We start from the raw sequence: 13,645 nt of genomic DNA on the forward strand, positions 1-13,645 counted from the left end.
GCTTAGTAGACCGCGAAGTTATCGGACCTGTGATCCGTTATTCTAGCTTTAACCGAGTAGCAGCGAAGTTAGGGTATATGCGATCCGTTAGTTAAGCTGCAACCGAGTAGCCGTCAAGTATTGGAACATGCGATTCGGTATTCGAACTGTGACCAAGCAACCGCGAAGTTAGCGGACATACGATCCGTTAATTGAGCTGTAATCGAGTAACCGCGATTTTATCGGACATACGATCCGTTATTTGTGAACAAATAGCGGGATACAGATAGTAGCGGTTCAAATAACGGAACTGATGTCCGTTAAAAAAATGAGAATGTTAGTTTTAGGCCAAATAGCGGATCTGATGTCCGATAATAAGCAGCAGATTCCCCAACGGGGTCGTTCCCGGATTCGAACGCTCATCGAATGCCCGTGCTCATCGATTACCAGCGTTAGTTGAATTCGTTCGTCGAATGCCAACGCTCATCGAACACCAGCGCCTGAATACCACCACCTATAAAACAAAGCCGCCGCGGCATCGCGTTTCACGCGATGCCGCGGCGGCTTTTGCTATCGGATCGACACCTTGTATTCCTTCAGCCAGCGGTTGACCTGGTAAAGATAGGCGAACAGCTGGGGGCCGGACATGAGCTGGCCGAACCAGGGAATATTGGAGCTGGCGGCGTCCGAGCCCGCGATCTCGCGGACTTTGGCCGTGTCGATGAGAGGGAGGATCGGAGAGGACGGATCGTCGAGCACATCCAGCAGCTTGGAGCGCACCGCATTCAGGTAGGCTGGATTGTGGGTTTTCGGGTAAGGGCTTTTTTTGCGGAAAAGCACGTCATCGGGCAGGACGCCGCGAAGCGATTGACGCAGAATGCCCTTCTCGCGATCGCCGGAGGTTTTGATCTCCCATGGAATGTTGAACACGTAATCGATGAGGCGATGGTCGCAGAACGGAACCCGGACCTCGAGCCCGGCGCCCATGCTCATCCGGTCCTTCCGGTCGAGAAGCGTCGGCATGAAGCGGGTGATGTTGAGGTAGGACATCGTCCGCATTTTGCGCTGCTTCTCCGTTTCTCCCTTCAAATGGGGAACGGCCGCAACCGCTTCTGAATATCGGTCGCCGATGTATTCCAGCGGGCGGACCCATTCCCGCATTTCCGGCGAGAGAAGTTCGGCCCTCATCCCCGAGGCGAGCGCCCATGGGAACGTGGAGGCGTTCAGCGACTCCTCGCGGTGGAACCATGGATAACCGCCGAAGACTTCATCGGCCGCCTCTCCCGAGATGGCCACGGTAACATCCTTCTTGATTTCCCGGCAGAACAGCAGCAGCGAAGCATCGACATCCGCCATGCCGGGAAGATCGCGCGCGGTCAGCGCGTCATCCAGAGCGGCGACCAGATCCGGCGTGTCGAAATAGACGTCGTGATGCTCGGTGCCGAGATAATCCCTCATTCTCTGAATCCAGGGGGCATCGGAGTTGGGCTGGAAGGCATGGGACTTGAAATGCTTGTCGTTGTCGACATAGTCGACGGAGAACGTATGCAGCTGCGCGCCGCCGGAGCGGTTCAGGAAATTCACGGCGAGAGAAGTCAGGGCGCTTGAATCCAGGCCGCCCGACAGCAGCGTGCCGATCGGCACGTCGGAGGCGAGCTGGCGCTCCAGCGTATCGCGAAGCAGCTCGCCGACATGCGCGGCTGTCTGCTCGACGCTGTGCTCATGCTCGCAGCTTCGAAGCTCCCAATACGTATGGGTACGGACGCCGCTGCGGTCGACGGTCATGCATTTTCCCGGCAGCAGCTCGGTGAGCTGGCTGTAGACGCCGACTCCGGGAGTCCGGGCCGGACCGACGATGAACAGCTCGGCGATTCCTTGAGCGCCGACCTCGGGCTTCACGGCGGGATGGGCAAGCAGAGCTTTCGGCTCCGAGCCGAAGATGAACTGGCCGCCAGCCTGGCTGATGAACAGAGGCTTGACTCCGACCCGGTCGCGCGCGAGGAACAGCTTTTCCTCCTTGGCATCCCAAATGGCGAAGGCGAAGATGCCGTTGAACTTTTCTACGGAAGCGGCTCCCCACTCCATATAAGAGGCCAGCAGCACTTCGGTATCGCAGGTCGTCGAGAAGACGCGCCCTCTGGATTCCAGCTCTCTTTTCAGCTCCGGCGCGTTGTACAGTTCTCCGTTATAAACGATGACGAATTTGCCGTCATCCTGATTGCGAATCATGGGCTGTGCGCCCTTCTCGGGATCCATCACCGACAGCCTGCGATGCCCGAGCGCGCAAGGTCCCGAGATCCAGGTGCCCGAAGCGTCGGGTCCCCGCAGGGCAAGCGTCGACGTCATCCGCTCCAGGTCGTCGCTGTGCAGCGTCAGGTCGCGATTCCAATCGATCCATCCGGTGAATCCGCACATGGGTTATTCATTCCTCTCTTGTTCTAAAAGGTCGGGCAAAAAAAGCGGAAACCATGAGATCATCCGCCTGATATCGTTCGCGGCGTCCGTACTTCGTCCGCCTGCTCTCCCCGAATCGATGCTTGCGGCATGAAACGACGTACTACCATGAATATGCGGAATTCAGGCATAACATGTCTGTCCGCAGGGAGACACTACAAAGGAATTTGACGGTTAAAGGAAGGAGCTGTCGACATCTGTGAATGTCTATGAAGAAGAAGGGCAGCGCAAGACCTACTATGTCTCCGTCGGAGCCGGCCAGGTTTTGGAGGATGGGGAGGCGGCCTCCTATGAGCTGGAGATCGTCGCGAACGAGCATGAGCGCGACGGGCTGAAGGCGCTGTTCGCGGAGCTCTCGAGCATGGATGAGGCGGAAATGGCCCATTTCCACAGCAGCCCCTTCGGCTCCGCCAGCCTGGAGGAAATGAACCGGGGCTACGAGGGGCTGATCAAGCAGATCTATACCTTGATCTACCGGCTCGGCACCGAAGGGACGCGGAAGCATATCGAATCCATGAACATGGAGATCGGGGGACTCAAAGGGTGAATGTGATCGAAGCCAAGGTCGTCCGTTCCGTCGACAAGGAAGGTATCCCTTGCGGAGAGGTGCAGGTGAGCACCGACGATCCGCAGTGCGAGCAGGTTCTGGCGTACTTCAGCCTCTCCAGGGACGAGGACTACGACCTCGTCTCCATCGTGCGCAGCGACGCGGACCTGCTGACAGACTGGTTCGACAACAGCATGCATACCGCCTATGAAGAGATTACGATGCAGTGGTTCGAAAACGAAAACGGCAAGACCGACTGGGGCCGCCGCGAAACGTTCAAGCAGCAGGTTCTAAGCAGCGGACAGGTACGCTCCGAGCTCGGCAGGCTGCTCGGCTGATGGCATGCAAGACATCAACAGGGACGGCCGCCGAGCCTTTTCAATGGCTTGGCGGCCGTCCCTGTTGTTCTGTTCGCGGGGAGCCTTTTACATCGGAATCCGCTTGTCTTTCCCGTTCTTGCGGGTGAAGGGCAGATGCAGGCCGAACGTTTTCTGAGGTTTTTTTTGAATGCCGTCCTGGCCGAACTTCAAGGCCGCATTGATCTCGCCGCCGAGAATGATGATGATGGAGCTGAGGTACAGCCAGGTAAGAAGGACGATGACTCCGCCCAGGCTGCCGTACGTTTTGCTGTAGTTGCCGAATTGATTGACGTAGATCGAGAACAGGAGCGAGGTCGCGATCCATCCGATCGTCGCGAAGACGGCGCCCGGCAGAACTTCGCGGAAGCAGAGCCGGCGGTTGGGCGTAATCCAGTACAGCAGGGTGAACACCATGATCATCGCGGCGAACGGGACGAGGTAGCTGACGATATTCCAGATCGGCTCGAACCCGCTCGGATAGTCGAGCAGCTGGAACAGGTATTCGCCGATCGTCTTTCCGAAGACGAGCATGAGCATGACGAGTATGATGACGACGGCGAGCACGATGGTCGCGATGATCGAGATGCCCCGGACTTTCCAGAAGGGGCGGTTCTCCTCCTCGTCGTAGGCTTTGTTGAGCCCTTTGATGACGGCATTGATGCCGTTCGAGGCCGCCCAGATGGTCGCGATCATCCCGATCGAGAGCAGAGCTCCGTTGCGGTTGCCGGACACTTCATGGATGATGTCGCGGACGGTATTGCCCCCGTCCTCCGGCATGAGCAGCAGCAATTGTTCGATGACATCGTCTCCGGACATATCCATGAAGCTGACGATGCTGACGATGAAGATCAAGAACGGGAAGAAGGCCAGCAGCAGGTAATAGGTAAGCTGGGCGCCCATGGCAGGCACTTCGTCATCCTGGAAGCGGCTGATCATGTTCTTGACGAAGTCCTTCAGATTGAATTTTTGTTTCATCGGCATAACAGGCCCCTCCGTTTTCAGTCTGTAAAATAGATACGGCACAAGCCTGCATTCTATGTCCTCCATGCAGATGTCCTTTGCCTGACAAGAGGCCGGCGGCGCTTGCCTGCGCATTTGCATGTCTTTACCCCGGCGAGGGCAGGCAAAAACGATGAAACGCCGGCGTTTTTCAATGCGCGCCCGTTTCGCCAATCTTTCATTGCTTTTAATCGCTAAAGGATTCTATAATGGACAAAATGAAGCAGCGGCGCGAATACGGAGTGGTTCTATGTCGGAGAAAATAGAAAAAATGGTGGAAGCCGCGAGGCTGTATTATCAAATGGACTACAGCCAGCAGGATATCGCGCGTCTGCTCGGCGTATCCCGGCCGACCGTGTCGAGATTCCTGCAGCAGGCCAAGACGGAGGGCATCGTCCAGATCACGATTCACGATCCGCAGGAGAACCATGACCGGATTTGCCGGCGGCTGGAGGAGACATTCGGGCTTAACCGGGTCATTGTCGTCTCGACCCCGTCCCATGACGATGCCGTAGTGAAGAAATATATCGGCGAAGCGGCCGCCGCCCACCTCTACGAGATCGTCAAGGCCGGGGATACGATCGCCGTGACATGGGGAACGACGCTTTACGAGGTCGCCCAGAGGCTGCCGATGAAGAGCGTCAAGGATGTCCGCGTCGTCCAGCTGAACGGCGGGCTCAGCTATTCCGAGACGAATACATACGCCTCCGAGATCGTTCATTTATTCGGCGGGGCGTTCAATACGCCTCCCCATCTGCTGCCGCTTCCGGCCATCGTCGACGAGCCCTTCGTCCGCCGGGCGATTGAAGCGGACCGCCACATATCCAAGATTCTGGAGATCGGCAGGGAGGCCAACATCGCCGTGTTCACCGTCGGCGTGCCGACCGTCGATTCCGTGCTTGTCCAGGCCCAGTATTTGCGGCCGGAGGAGCTGGAGACCGTGCATCGAGCAGGCAAGGGGGATATCTGCTCCCGATTCATCGACATCGACGGGGACATCTGCAACGAGGAGCTGGATGCGCGCACGATCGGCATCCGCCTCGAAGAGCTCCGATCCAAGGAGCATTCCATTCTCGTTGCGGGCGGCATCAAAAAAGTCGAGGCGATGTACGCGGCTATGCGGGGGGGATATCCGAACACGGTGGTGACGGATTCCTTTACCGCCAGGCAGCTGCTCGAAATAGTCGGCTGAAGCGGCCTCGATTCCGTTCCGGAGGCAGGCGGAGTTCCGCGGGGCTGCACCGCGTCTTTCCAAAGCGGAAGATGCCGGTGCAGTTTTTTTGTTTTTTGCTATTTGAGCGAGGTCAAAATCGCCCCGGCCGCAATCAGGACGACTCCGACACCGTTCCAGAGCGTGAGCTTCTCTCCGAGAAACAGAACGGCGATGACGATCGCGAGCACGACGCTCAGCTTGTCGACGGGACCGACCTGCGCGACTTTGCCCACCTTCAGGCGAGGAAGTAGAACAGCCAGGAGACAGCGCCGGCCGTTCCGCTGAGGGCGATGAAGCCGAGCGAGCGCTTGTGGGCGGCGATGTCGGCCAGCTGGCCGAATTTGCCCTGTACAGCGACGACCGCCAGCAGGAACAAGGCCATGACGACCGCGCGCAAGGCCGTGGCGCTGTTCGCGTCTATGTCTTGGAGCCCGATCTTGCCGAATACGGAGACGAGAGCGGCTGCTGCCGCGGAGAGCAGGGCGAGCGGGAGCCAGAGCATGGGCGTGCACCTCCAGGGTTGCCGATTAGACCGGCCTATATCTCTAGTGTGCGTGGGGAAGGAGAATCCATGCGCGGGCATAGAAAAAAGCCCCTTCTCGAAGAAGGAGCTTGGGCCGGATCAGGAAAATGGCGTCCCGGAAGGGATTCGAACCCCCGACCGTGCGCTTAGAAGGCGCATGCTCTATCCGACTGAGCTACCGGGACAACTGGGAAGCCGGACAGCTGATGCTGCGGACCTCGAAAAATGATACTTCCTGATACTACAGGAATAACTTGCATAAATCAAGCTTTTTGCGAACTGTTTTTTCAACCGGTTTCACAGAGGCGTCCCGCGGCCTTCCGAACGCTTGCAGCGGGCCTAAAGTTCTCCTTTTGAGTATGGCATGTTATAATTGACGCGTAATTTGGTGAATAATTGGCGTCAGAGACAACAAGGCGGTGGTACCATTACGACTTCCAACGATTTTCCCCGCGAGGAGAAAGAACATAATGTCTATCTGCTGCCCGGGACGCTCGATCACTATCAGGAGCAGCTGACGCGGATGCTCGAAGCCGAGCAGTATGGAGAGGCCAAGAGGCTGCTCCAGTTCCTGCTGCAGACGCGCGGCGAGCAGCGCAACTATGAGGAATGGGAAAATCTTCTGGCCTGGCTGGAAGCGGCATTTCCCGATACGGGGGACAGGGAGGAGGAGGATCCCGACGAGGAAGAGCTTCGCCAGGCTGCGCTGTCGGGCGGGGATCAGGACGAATCCTACGTGCAGCAGGTTCTGTATATCATGAAGAACCACCCGATGCTCGACCAGCAGCTGCTCGCGCTGGAGAGGGCGGCTCATTTGCGAAGCCCCGAGGTCGACGACTCGATTCTCGGCTGGCTGGAGGAAGAGAAGCTTCATCCCGTCGTCCAGTACAAGGCTCTGCAGTGCCTGAAGCGCAGAGGCGTGGCCGGGACCGTGCGGCTGGAGCGTCTCGGCGAGCGGGTCGAGCTGGAGATTGAACGCACCCCGCTCGCTCTGGAGGACTACCCCGTTCCGGTGCGGCGCATCGTGGAGAGGGTGGAGGGAGTCGCCGAGACGGCGGATCCGACGCTTCCGCATTTCGCCCGCGAGCTGTGGAAGGAGTGCCTGCAGTACCTTTACGGCAGCTCGGCCTACGAGCGCATGCTGAGCGAGGAAGAGGCCGCAGTCGACAGCCATGCGGCGGCGCTTCACCTTACCCTTCTGCTGGCTGTATACGGGTCCGCGGATGAGGACGAGATCAGGCATACATACGGCATTACCGGAGAGCTCCGATTCCGCTACGAGCAGGCTTGCCGCTCCCTGCGCCAAATAACGGATTTGCAGGAAGGATACGGCGAACGCTGACTTCTCTTGTAATCGATGGGCGGATTCATTATAATGGAGTGGTTTATTACACGTGTATATTCGGCGCAAGGCGCCTATTTTTTGGAGGGGACAGCATAAATGGCAGCTACTTGGGAGAAAATAGAAACGAACGTCGTCTCGATCGACGTTGAAGTCGGAGCGGAGCAGGTCAAGGACGCGCTCGACCAGGCATTCAAGAAAGTCGTAGGCCGCGTGAACGTTCCGGGCTTCCGCAAAGGCAAAGTACCGCGGGGCATGTTCGAATCCCGCTTCGGCGTGGAGAGCCTCTACCAGGACGCGATCGACATCCTGCTTCCGACGGCGTATGCCGATGCCCTCAAGGAAACGGGCGTAGAGCCGGTTGACCGTCCGGAGATCGACATCGAGCAGTTCGCCAAGGGCGAATCCTTCAAATTCAAGGCAAAAGTAACCGTCAAGCCCGAAGTGAAGCTTGGCGATTACAAAGGCGTCGAAGTTGCGGCGGCCGATGCCGAAGTAACCGAAGAAGAGCTGAGCGCGGAGCTGGATCGCCTCCAGCAGCGCCATGCCGAGCTCGTTGTCGTTGAAGAAGGCGCTGCCGAGAACGGCGACGTAACCGTCATCGATTTCGAAGGCTTCGTCGACGGAGAGGCTTTCGAAGGCGGACAAGCCGAGCGTTACACGCTCGAGCTGGGCTCCAACTCCTTCATCCCAGGCTTTGAGGAGCAGGTCGTCGGCATGGCGACGGGAGACTTCAAGGACGTCGAAGTGACTTTCCCCGAGGAGTACCATGCGGAGAACCTGGCCGGCAAGCCTGCCGTATTCAAGGTCAAGCTGCATGAAATCAAGCGCAAGAACCTGCCTGCCCTGGACGACGAGTTCGCCAAGGATGTGAGCGAGTTCGATACGCTGGACGAGTTCAAGCAGGATCTGTCCTCCAAGCTCAAGGAGCGCAAGCAGCAAGAGAGCGAGCAGGCTCGCGAGAACGCGCTCGTCGACAAGGTTGCCGAAGCTGCCGAAGTTGAAATTCCGGAAGCGATGATCAACAGCGAAGTGGACTTCCTGCTCCGCGACTTCGAGAACCGCATCCGCCAGCAAGGCCTCAACATGGACCTGTACTACCAGTTCTCCGGCCAGGACGAAGCCGCTCTGCGCGAGCAGATGCGCGCCGACGCCCAGAAGCGCGTCCTGAACAACCTGGTTCTGGATGCCATCGCCAAGCAGGAGAACATCGAGATCTCCGAGGACGAAGTCGGCGAAGAGCTCGAGAACCTGTCCAAATCCTACAACCGTCCGGCAGCCGAGCTGCGCGAGATCTTCGAGCGCAACGGCAACCTCGACAACATGAAGGAAGACCTGAAGCTTCGCAAGACGATCAAGTTCCTTCTTGACAACAGCAAAGTCGCAACCGAAGTCGCTTAAGAATTCCGCGTCCGAGGAAGCATCCCGTAAGGCACGTCATCCGCACGTGCCTTATTTTTACCACATAAGCTTTATGAGTGCCGCTTCGGCATGGATTGCGCTGCCGAAGGAATGGGGGAGTTCCCCCCTACATAAGATTCAACACAGCCGGAACTTTCGCGTTCATCCCCGTACTGCCTGCAAAAATGACAGGGGATGTCCGAACGTGATAAAATGGTCGTGTATCTGAATTCCACAATGGAAAGTAGGTTGGTCGCATGAATTTGGTCCCTATCGTAGTCGAACAGACAAACCGCGGTGAACGATCTTACGATATCTATTCCCGTCTCCTCAAGGACAGGATTATCTTTCTTGGCAGCGCCATCGACGATGACGTCGCCAATTCCATCATCGCCCAGCTGCTCTTCCTTGCGGCTGACGATCCGGAGAAGGATATCCACCTGTACATCAACTCGCCCGGCGGTTCGGTCACGGCCGGCATGGGTATTTATGATACAATGCAATTCATCAAGCCGGATGTTTCCACGATCTGCGTAGGCATGGCCGCCAGCATGGGGTCCCTGCTGCTGACCGCAGGAGCCAAGGGCAAGCGCTTCTCGCTTCCCAACAGCGAGGTCATGATCCATCAGCCGCTGGGCGGCGTTCGAGGCCAGGCCTCGGACATCAAGATCCACGCGGACTGGATTCTCAAGACCAAGCAGAAGCTGAACCAGATCTATGTCGACCGCACAGGACAGCCTTACGAGAAGATCGACCGGGATACGGACCGCGACAACTTCATGAGCGCGGACGAAGCCCAGGCATACGGTCTGATCGACAAGGTTATTGCCGTTCCGGAAGCCGGAGTTCTGTAACATCTTCCTCCAAGGGGTGATCAAGTGTTTAAATTCAACGAAGAAAAGGGCCAGCTCAAATGCTCGTTCTGCGGCAAGTCCCAGGATCAAGTACGCAAGCTGGTAGCCGGTCCCGGCGTTTATATATGCGATGAATGCATCGAGCTGTGCACCGAGATCGTCGAAGAAGAGCTCGGCCACGAAGAAGAGCTCGATCTGAAGGATATTCCGAAGCCGAAGGATATCCGCGGCATTCTGGACTCCTACGTCATCGGCCAGGAAGCCGCGAAGAAATCGCTGTCCGTAGCGGTATACAACCATTACAAGCGCGTCAATTCCCAGAACAAGCTGGAAGACGTAGAGCTGCAGAAGAGCAACATCATGCTCGTCGGCCCTACAGGCTCCGGCAAGACGCTTCTGGCGCAGACGATGGCCAAGATCCTCAACGTTCCGTTCGCCATTGCCGACGCGACTTCCCTCACGGAAGCCGGCTATGTGGGCGAGGACGTCGAGAACATCCTTCTCAAGCTTATTCAGGCCGCCGATTACGATGTCGAGAAGGCCGAGCGCGGCATCATCTACATCGACGAAATCGATAAAGTGGCCCGCAAGTCCGAGAATCCATCCATTACCCGCGACGTGTCCGGCGAGGGCGTGCAGCAGGCGCTGCTCAAAATCCTCGAAGGCACCGTGGCATCCGTTCCTCCGCAGGGCGGACGCAAGCATCCGCATCAGGAATTCATCCAGATCGACACGACGAATATCCTGTTCATCTGCGGCGGCGCGTTCGACGGCCTGGAGCAGATCATCAAGCGCCGCATCGGCAAAAAAGTGATCGGCTTCAGCACCGGCGCGGACGGCACCAAAGACATGAAAGCCGGGGAATACCTTTCCCTCGTGCTGCCGGAAGATCTGCTGAAATTCGGCTTGATTCCGGAATTCGTCGGCCGGCTGCCGGTCATCTCGACGCTGGAGCCGCTTGACGAGCCGGCTCTGGTGCGCATTTTGTCCGAACCGAAGAACGCTCTCGTGAAGCAGTACCAAAAGCTTCTGGAGATGGACAATGTCAAGCTCGAGTTCGATGCAGGCGCCCTGGACGCCATCGCGAAGGAAGCGATCAAGCGCAACACCGGCGCTCGCGGCCTCCGCGCCATCATCGAGGGCATCATGCTGGAGATCATGTACGAAGCTCCTTCACGCGAGGAGATGAGCACCTGCGTCATCACCGAGAAGGTTGTCCAAGACCGGGTCATTCCGGAGCTGACCGCCAAAAAGGGCAAGAAAAAAGAAGAAAGCGCCTGAGTTGAAGGGACGAAACATCCTTCGATGACGGGCTTCAAGCCTTAACTCTCGTCATCGTTCCACCCTGCCGGACCTTTTTTCAGCGGTCCTCGCAGGGTGGACTTTGGCGTTTCATAGGGAGAGATCATAATGTATTCTCGCAAAGACACCGTGCCCGTCCGAGTAGGGGATCTGACGATCGGGGGCAGCAACGAAGTCATCATCCAGAGCATGTGCACGACCAAGACCGCGGATGTGGAAGCGACGGTAGCGGAGATACTCCGTCTGGAGGAAGCCGGCTGCCAGGTCGTCCGGGTTACGGTCAACAACAAGGAAGCGGCGGAAGCGATCAAGGAGATCAAGAGCCGCATCCATATTCCGCTCGTCGCCGACATTCACTTCGATTATCGGCTTGCCTTGCTGGCGATCGAGAACGGGGTGGACAAGGTCCGCATCAATCCCGGCAACATCGGCCGCCGCGAGAAAGTCGAAGCGGTCGTCAAAGCCTGCAAGGACAAGGGCATTCCGATTCGGATCGGTGTCAACGCAGGTTCCCTGGAAAACCATCTGCTGGAGAAGTACGGCTATCCGACTCCCGAAGCGATGGTAGAGAGCGCGCTCTTCCATATCGGCATTCTCGAAGAGCTCGATTTCCATGACATCATCGTGTCGCTCAAGGCATCCGACGTGCCGATGGCGATCGCGGCCTACAGCATGGCGGCCGAGAAGATCAAGTATCCGCTCCATCTGGGCATTACCGAGGCGGGGACGCTCCATTCCGGCACGATCAAGAGCTCGGCCGGCATCGGCGCCCTGCTCGCGATGGGCATCGGCAACACCGTACGCATCTCGCTGAGCGCGGACCCGGTCGAAGAGGTCAAGGTCGCGCGCGAGCTGCTGAAGACATTCGGACTCATCACCAACGCGGCGACGCTTATCTCCTGTCCGACTTGCGGCCGGCTCGATATCGACTTGTTCTCCATCGCCAATGAAGTCGAGGAGTACATCTCCAAGATCAAGGTTCCGATCAAGGTGTCGGTGCTCGGCTGCGCCGTCAACGGTCCCGGCGAAGCTCGCGAAGCCGATATCGGCATCGCCGGCGCGCGCGGGGAAGGCATGCTGTTCCGGTATGGAGAGATGATCCGCAAAGTTCCCGAGCAGGAGCTGCTCTCGGAGCTCAAGAAGGAAATCGACGAAATCGTCCGCGTGTTCGAGGCGACGGGAGAAATTCCGGGGCGCAAGGAGCATCTGCCTGCGTAAGCCGCACGTAAAGACGGTCATGACCGGCCAGCCCTAGCGCTGCCGGTTTTTTTCATGGCCAGATTCAAGAGAGAAGGGTTGATCTTGAGCAAGCTTTCGAAGAGACAGACTGTCAGTTATCTGGCTTTTCTCATTCTCGTATGGGGCGTCAACTGGCCGCTGTCCAAGGCGGCCCTTCAATTCAGCCCCCCTCTCCTGTTCGCAGGACTGAGGACGCTGCTTGGGGGACTGATCCTGTGCGCCGTCGCAGCTCCCCGATGGAGACAGCTGCGGCTGAGGTCGAACGGGATCTATTATGCGGCAGCCGGCGTGCTCAACATTACGTTGTACTATGGGCTGCAGACGGTCGGCCTCCAATACATGCCGGCGGGCCTGTTTTCCGCGATCGTATTCCTGCAGCCGGTCCTTCTGGGAATCGCAGCCTGGCTATGGCTGGGCGAAGGCATGCACGGGTCCAAGCTGGCCGGCCTGCTGGTCGGCTTCGCCGGCGTGGCCGTCATCAGCGTCGGCAGCATCGGCTCCGGATTATCGCTCGAAGGCGTGCTGCTGGCGCTGGCCTCGGCGCTGAGCTGGTGCATCGGAACGGTCTACATGAAGCGGGTGGGAGGCCGGGTCGATATCGTATGGATGACCGCCATGCAGCTTCTAATCGGCAGCGTCCTTCTGTTCGCTTCCGGCGCAGCCGCATCGGAATCGTACGCCGCTATCCGCTGGACGGGAACTTTCTGGCTTGAGCTCGTCTTTATTTCTGTATTTGTCATCGCGCTCGGATGGCTGGCTTTCTTCACGCTGGTCGGTTCGGGGCAGGCGAGTACAGTCGGGGTATACACATTCCTCATTCCGGTCGTGGCCTTGATCGTCAGCGTGCTGTTCATGGGAGAGCAGGTGACAATGCGGCTTGTCGCGGGGCTTGTTCTCGTGCTGGCCAGCATCGTGCTCGTGAACCGGAGGACGGGGTCTGAAAAAGAAAAGACGGAATCGAAGCCGGCGGCGTCATAGCCGCAAGCGGAGCGCATGCTGGCAGGCATGCGCTTTTTGATGTTTTGCTTAAGCGGACCGCTGTCCGGCATGCTGCACGAAGCTGTGCCGGGCATTTGCATCGGACCGCTGTTCCGGCATGCTTCTCGAGTATCGGACCGCTGTTCCGGCATGCTCGAGAAGCTGCGTTTGTTGGATTCGTCGAAATTCCATCAAGGCATGGCCGTCGAAGCCGCAGAGGGATGCGAGGATGTGCAGGAGCTGCAATTCGGATTGAATCTCGCTCGCCGCGTGCGCTCATCGCGCCGCGAAGCCGAGCCCGCGTGCGCTTATCGTTGCGCTTGATTTTCATGCACATTGCCGCGGAAGCGGACCGACCGTTCTGAAGAAACGGAAGTGGTCGCCTTTGAAGACATATTCTTACCTATAAATACCTTTTAATGAATAGAATATGGCTTCAACAGCGATCGGAAGAA

At 57.9% G+C, this 13,645-nt stretch carries 12 protein-coding genes, 1 tRNA gene and 1 pseudogene; 10 read left to right on the forward strand and 4 right to left on the reverse strand.

The features are described from left to right. Positions 1 to 549 precede the first annotated feature (549 nt). Entirely contained in the window at positions 550 to 2,394 is a 1,845-nt protein-coding gene (asnB, locus tag BN871_RS08340) for an asparagine synthase (glutamine-hydrolyzing) (protein WP_048745337.1), read from the reverse strand. Between the two features lie 238 nt (positions 2,395 to 2,632). On the opposite strand from asnB, the gene BN871_RS08345 reads away from it, so the two are divergent. Both BN871_RS08345 and BN871_RS08350 read left to right on the forward strand, forming a co-directional pair. Further along, positions 2,633 to 2,980: a hypothetical protein gene (locus tag BN871_RS08345; protein ID WP_021878854.1), complete on the forward strand. Its 348-nt coding sequence runs from the start codon at positions 2,633 to 2,635 to the stop codon at positions 2,978 to 2,980. Next, positions 2,977 to 3,318, forward strand: coding sequence for a hypothetical protein (locus BN871_RS08350; RefSeq protein WP_021878855.1), 342 nt, complete (start codon positions 2,977 to 2,979; stop codon positions 3,316 to 3,318). Before BN871_RS08345 ends, BN871_RS08350 begins: the two co-directional genes overlap by 4 nt. Before the next feature lie 87 nt (positions 3,319 to 3,405). Here the strand turns inward: BN871_RS08350 and BN871_RS08355 are convergent, their stop codons facing one another. Next, positions 3,406 to 4,320, reverse strand: coding sequence for a YihY/virulence factor BrkB family protein (locus BN871_RS08355; protein ID WP_232312906.1), 915 nt, complete (start codon positions 4,318 to 4,320; stop codon positions 3,406 to 3,408). A 268-nt stretch (positions 4,321 to 4,588) separates the two neighbouring features. Between BN871_RS08355 and BN871_RS08360 the strand changes: the two genes are divergently transcribed. Then, positions 4,589 to 5,530, forward strand: a complete 942-nt coding sequence (locus tag BN871_RS08360) for a sugar-binding transcriptional regulator (protein ID WP_048745339.1) — start codon at positions 4,589 to 4,591, stop codon at positions 5,528 to 5,530. 98 nt (positions 5,531 to 5,628) lie between these two features. Here the strand turns inward: BN871_RS08360 and BN871_RS08365 are convergent. Together BN871_RS08365 and BN871_RS08370 are read right to left on the reverse strand one after the other, a co-directional pair. After that, positions 5,629 to 6,053 (reverse strand): annotated as a pseudogene (locus tag BN871_RS08365) (EamA family transporter). A gap of 129 nt (positions 6,054 to 6,182) precedes the next feature. Further along, a tRNA-Arg gene (locus BN871_RS08370) sits at positions 6,183 to 6,259 on the reverse strand. 188 nt (positions 6,260 to 6,447) lie between these two features. On the opposite strand from BN871_RS08370, the gene BN871_RS08375 reads away from it, so the two are divergent. The 7 genes from BN871_RS08375 (at position 6,448) to BN871_RS08405 (ending at position 13,514) form a co-directional block, all read left to right on the forward strand. Then, complete coding sequence (locus tag BN871_RS08375; RefSeq protein ID WP_232312908.1) at positions 6,448 to 7,416, forward strand: hypothetical protein; 969 nt, start codon at positions 6,448 to 6,450, stop codon at positions 7,414 to 7,416. 99 nt (positions 7,417 to 7,515) lie between these two features. Next, positions 7,516 to 8,817, forward strand: a complete 1,302-nt coding sequence (gene tig / locus BN871_RS08380) for a trigger factor (RefSeq protein WP_021878860.1) — start codon at positions 7,516 to 7,518, stop codon at positions 8,815 to 8,817. Positions 8,818 to 9,074: 257 nt separating this feature from the next. Continuing rightward, positions 9,075 to 9,671 (forward strand): ATP-dependent Clp endopeptidase proteolytic subunit ClpP, encoded by a 597-nt coding sequence (clpP, locus tag BN871_RS08385; protein ID WP_048745341.1) that lies wholly within the window; start codon positions 9,075 to 9,077, stop codon positions 9,669 to 9,671. Between the two features lie 24 nt (positions 9,672 to 9,695). Then, positions 9,696 to 10,952 carry an ATP-dependent protease ATP-binding subunit ClpX gene (gene clpX, locus BN871_RS08390; RefSeq protein WP_021878862.1) on the forward strand — a complete coding sequence of 419 codons (1,257 nt, stop codon included), beginning with the start codon at positions 9,696 to 9,698 and terminating at the stop codon, positions 10,950 to 10,952. Between the two features lie 129 nt (positions 10,953 to 11,081). After that, complete coding sequence (ispG, locus tag BN871_RS08395; protein ID WP_048745342.1) at positions 11,082 to 12,191, forward strand: flavodoxin-dependent (E)-4-hydroxy-3-methylbut-2-enyl-diphosphate synthase; 1,110 nt, start codon at positions 11,082 to 11,084, stop codon at positions 12,189 to 12,191. An 84-nt stretch (positions 12,192 to 12,275) separates the two neighbouring features. Then, positions 12,276 to 13,190, forward strand: coding sequence for a DMT family transporter (locus BN871_RS08400; RefSeq protein ID WP_048745344.1), 915 nt, complete (start codon positions 12,276 to 12,278; stop codon positions 13,188 to 13,190). Between the two features lie 15 nt (positions 13,191 to 13,205). After that, the gene (locus tag BN871_RS08405) at positions 13,206 to 13,514 is read left to right on the forward strand and encodes a hypothetical protein (protein ID WP_048745345.1); all 309 of its coding nucleotides are present in this window, start codon (positions 13,206 to 13,208) and stop codon (positions 13,512 to 13,514) included. Positions 13,515 to 13,645: the final 131 nt, after the last annotated feature.

This window comes from Paenibacillus sp. P22 (assembly GCF_000469945.2).
Classification (GTDB): domain Bacteria; phylum Bacillota; class Bacilli; order Paenibacillales; family Paenibacillaceae; genus Paenibacillus_O; species Paenibacillus_O humicus.

What these genes read in the sequence shown, in the direction of transcription:
- asnB (WP_048745337.1), bottom strand. Translation starts at nt 2,394, where the DNA reads ATGTGCGGATTCACCGGATGGATCGATTGGAATCGCGACCTGACGCTG.
- BN871_RS08355 (WP_232312906.1), bottom strand. Translation starts at nt 4,320, where the DNA reads ATGCCGATGAAACAAAAATTCAATCTGAAGGACTTCGTCAAGAACATG.
- BN871_RS08360 (WP_048745339.1), top strand. Translation starts at nt 4,589, where the DNA reads ATGTCGGAGAAAATAGAAAAAATGGTGGAAGCCGCGAGGCTGTATTAT.
- tig (WP_021878860.1), top strand. Translation starts at nt 7,516, where the DNA reads ATGGCAGCTACTTGGGAGAAAATAGAAACGAACGTCGTCTCGATCGAC.
- clpP (WP_048745341.1), top strand. Translation starts at nt 9,075, where the DNA reads ATGAATTTGGTCCCTATCGTAGTCGAACAGACAAACCGCGGTGAACGA.
- ispG (WP_048745342.1), top strand. Translation starts at nt 11,082, where the DNA reads ATGTATTCTCGCAAAGACACCGTGCCCGTCCGAGTAGGGGATCTGACG.
- BN871_RS08405 (WP_048745345.1), top strand. Translation starts at nt 13,206, where the DNA reads ATGCTGGCAGGCATGCGCTTTTTGATGTTTTGCTTAAGCGGACCGCTG.